The sequence below is a fragment of the Deltaproteobacteria bacterium genome, assembly GCA_019309045.1.
Taxonomy (GTDB): Bacteria; Desulfobacterota; Syntrophobacteria; order BM002; family BM002; genus JAFDGZ01.
Window position 1 is genome coordinate 1 of the sequence record JAFDGZ010000173.1, and the last position, 3,117, is coordinate 3,117.

General features: G+C 52.0%; 4 protein-coding genes. All 4 read left to right on the forward strand.

What is annotated here, in order from left to right; genetic code table 11:
* Positions 1-924 precede the first annotated feature (924 nt).
* Entirely contained in the window at positions 925-1,347 is a 423-nt protein-coding gene (locus JRI89_17340) for a nucleotidyltransferase domain-containing protein (protein ID MBW2072995.1), read from the forward strand.
* The gene (locus JRI89_17345; protein MBW2072996.1) at positions 1,340-1,777 is read left to right on the forward strand and encodes a DUF86 domain-containing protein; all 438 of its coding nucleotides are present in this window, start codon (positions 1,340-1,342) and stop codon (positions 1,775-1,777) included. Before JRI89_17340 ends, JRI89_17345 begins: the two co-directional genes overlap by 8 nt.
* Before the next feature lie 676 nt (positions 1,778-2,453).
* Entirely contained in the window at positions 2,454-2,885 is a 432-nt protein-coding gene (locus JRI89_17350) for a nucleotidyltransferase domain-containing protein (protein ID MBW2072997.1), read from the forward strand.
* Positions 2,872-3,117, forward strand: a 246-nt coding sequence (locus JRI89_17355) for a DUF86 domain-containing protein (GenBank protein MBW2072998.1), incomplete at its 3' end; no start/stop codon positions are given. The genes JRI89_17350 and JRI89_17355, both read left to right, overlap by 14 nt.

Genomic DNA, 3,117 nt, shown 5'->3' on the forward strand with positions numbered 1-3,117 from the left:
CGAGCTTGTTCATTAAATCGGGATCTCCCGATTTAATGAACCTCCCTGAACTCTCTGTGCTCTCTGCGCCTCGAGCGCAAGCGGGTGGTGAATATGAAGGTCCGGCGCAAGGCTTTTGGGCTGGGAGGCTTTAAATTAGCCACAGACACACACAGACATTCGCAGATATTTTCTCTGGCCAGCCCGGCTTCGCCAGGGCTACGCTGGGCCAGGCCTTGCGGAGAGTGACTGAGCCCAGCAATGAGCTCTCTAGGAACTTCAACAAAAGATCACACTCAAGTAACTATCGCGCAAAGCGCTGGATCTGCCCTGCGCCTTGCGCCATGAGCCCAATGCCGGCTGTTATTATCCGTGACATCCGTGTGTTTCGCGCAGCGAAACCCGTGTCAAAAAAGACAGGGTCAACAGAACATGCCATATGGCAATGATTGCGCGAAGCGCCAGTGCTTTTTACCCTGCGCCTTGCGCCATGCGCCTTGCGCCCTTGAAATGGCTCAAGGCATTCGGCAAAGATTGCGCAAAGCGCTGTCACCTACCTGGGAACTGCTGTATTGGGGGTTAGAGAGGAACAGAGCACTTGCTGGAACAAGGGCCTCCACCAGCCCGAAGGGCTTGAGCTTGTTCATTAAATCGGGATCTCCCGATTTAATGAACCTCCATGAACTCTCTGTGCTCTCTGCGCCTCGAGCGAAAGCGGGTGGTGAATATGAAGGTCCGGCGCAAGGCACTCCGGGTTACTTGGGTTACTTGAGTTATTGAGTTTATTGGGTTTGTTGGGTTGGGAGAAGCGGGCGCATGGCGTTGGGCTCAAGGCATTCGGCGAAGATAGCGCGAAGCGCAGTCGCCTCCTAGCCTCCTAGCTTCCCAGCCTCCTAGCCTTTTCGCCCTGCGCCCAATGCCCTGACAATAGCCCCAACCGCTGTTATGATAAAACATCAGCAATTGCCTGCAAACATCGAGTCGCTCCTTCCCGGGGCGGCAGACTACCTTGCTGACCATCCCCGGGTGATCTTCGCTTACCTTTTTGGCGGCCTGGCTCGGGGTAAACCCCGGCCGCTCACAGATGTGGATATTGCTGTCTACCTCCAGGAACATGCTGATCTCGGTGAATACAAACTTGATCTGCTCGGTGGCCTGACAGAGACTCTTGAAACAGATGAGATCGACCTTGTTGTTCTGAACACTGCTGCACCTTTGCTGGTAATGAATATCTTGATGAACAAGAAGATAATCGTGGACAAGGAGCCCTTTGTGCGGCACAGGTTCGAATCCCTGGCAATGCGAAAATATTTCGATTTTTCCATCAAAGAAGCGGCCATCTTGAAAAGGAGATATCTGCGTGGTTGACGAACAGCTGATTCTCCGGAAACTGTCGGAATTGGATCAGTACTTCCGCCAGATCCAGGAATTCCGCCAAATAACCGCTGCCCAATATTCAACTGACTGGAAAATACAACGCATTATCGAGCGCACCCTGCAAATGATGATCGAAACCTGTGTGGATATCGCTGGCCACATCATTGCCGATAAGGGATACCGGGTGGCCAGGACCTACGCGGACACCTTCAGGGTTCTTCACGAAGAAAAAGTGATCGATAGAAAGCTGCTGAATGCCCTGGAAAAAATGGCCAGATTCAGAAACCTTCTGGTTCATCAGTACGACAACCTGGATGCCCAGATAGTCGTGGGCATTTTGAAGAAAGATCTCGAGGATTTCACAGGCTACAGGCAGGCAATTATCAAATTCCTGAAGACTGCCAGAAACCCGAAAACGTAGGAAGCAATCGGCTTCGCCTTGAACCGTGCACCGTGGATCTGGGAATTGACATTACGATCGCTGAAAGACCATGCGGAGAGTGACTGAGCCCAGCAATGAGCTCTCTAGGAACTTCAACAAAAGATCACACTCAAATAACTATCGCGCAAAGCGCTGGATCTGCCATGCGCCTTGCGCCCTGTGCCCAATGCCGGCTGTTATTATCCGTGACATCTGTGTGTTCCGCCACTGGCGGAACCCGTGTCAAAAAGACAGGGTCAACAGAACATGCCATATGGCAATGATTGCGCAAAGCGCCAGTGCTTTTTACCCTGCGCCTTGCGCCATGCGCCTTGCGCCCTTGAAATGGCTCAAGGCATTCGGCAAAGATTGCGCGTAGCGCTGTACTATACCCTGATAACTGAGAACCGATAACTGATAACCCGGCGGAGCCGAAGGCGCAGCCGCCAGCCTCCCAGCCTCCTAGCCTTTTGGCCCTGCGCCTTGCGCCCTGCGCCCAATGCCATGGAAACGGCTCAAGGCATTAGGCAGAGATTGCGCAAAGCGCTGTACTATACCCTGATAACTGAGAACTGATAACTGATAACCCGGCGCAGCCGCCAGCCTCCTACCTGCGCCCTGAGCCCTGCGCCCAATGCCATAGCGATAGCGCCTTGCGCCAGTACTTTTCACCCAGATGACTGCATTTAGACGAAAACTTCTTGAAATTGCGCCGCTGATATTCAAGGACAGCCCGGTTCTCTTTGCCTATCTGCACGGCAGCTACGCCAGAGGTCTTTCTCATGCTTTCAGTGATCTTGATGTAGGGATTTATGTGGAAGGATTGGATGTAAGGGGCAGCCTTGATCTCGAGCTGTCATTGGCCTTGCGTATTGATGAGGAACTGGGACACGAGTTGCAGACGGATGTGCGTATTTTGAACAATCTCCCTGTTGCAGTCACTGGAAACATCCTCCTTGATGCTGAGCTCATTTATTCGAGGGATGAGGACAGGCGCGTTGTGTTCGAAACATGGATACGCACAAGCTATTTCGACTTTCTTCCAGTAATTCAGCAGTACCGAAACTCTTACCTGGAAAGGGTGGTGCACCATAGTGGTATCTGCTGAAAGGATCGCAGATAAGTTCAGCAAGATGGATGAATTCCTTGGGATCTTGACACGGATGCAAAACACCCCGCTGGATGTGTTCGTGCAGGATAAGATACTGCTTGGAAGCGCAAAGTATTATCTGCAGATTTGCATCGAGACATGCCTGGACATTGCAAACCACATTATTGCTGCAGAGGGTTTCAGGGCACCCAGGGATTACGCGGATTCTTTCAGGGTGCTCGAAGAAAAT

Bases quoted from the DNA above. Each gene is read 5' to 3' on its own strand.
- JRI89_17350 (MBW2072997.1), top strand. From the start codon at position 2,454: ATGACTGCATTTAGACGAAAACTTCTTGAAATTGCGCCGCTGATATTC.
- JRI89_17340 (MBW2072995.1), top strand. From the start codon at position 925: ATGATAAAACATCAGCAATTGCCTGCAAACATCGAGTCGCTCCTTCCC.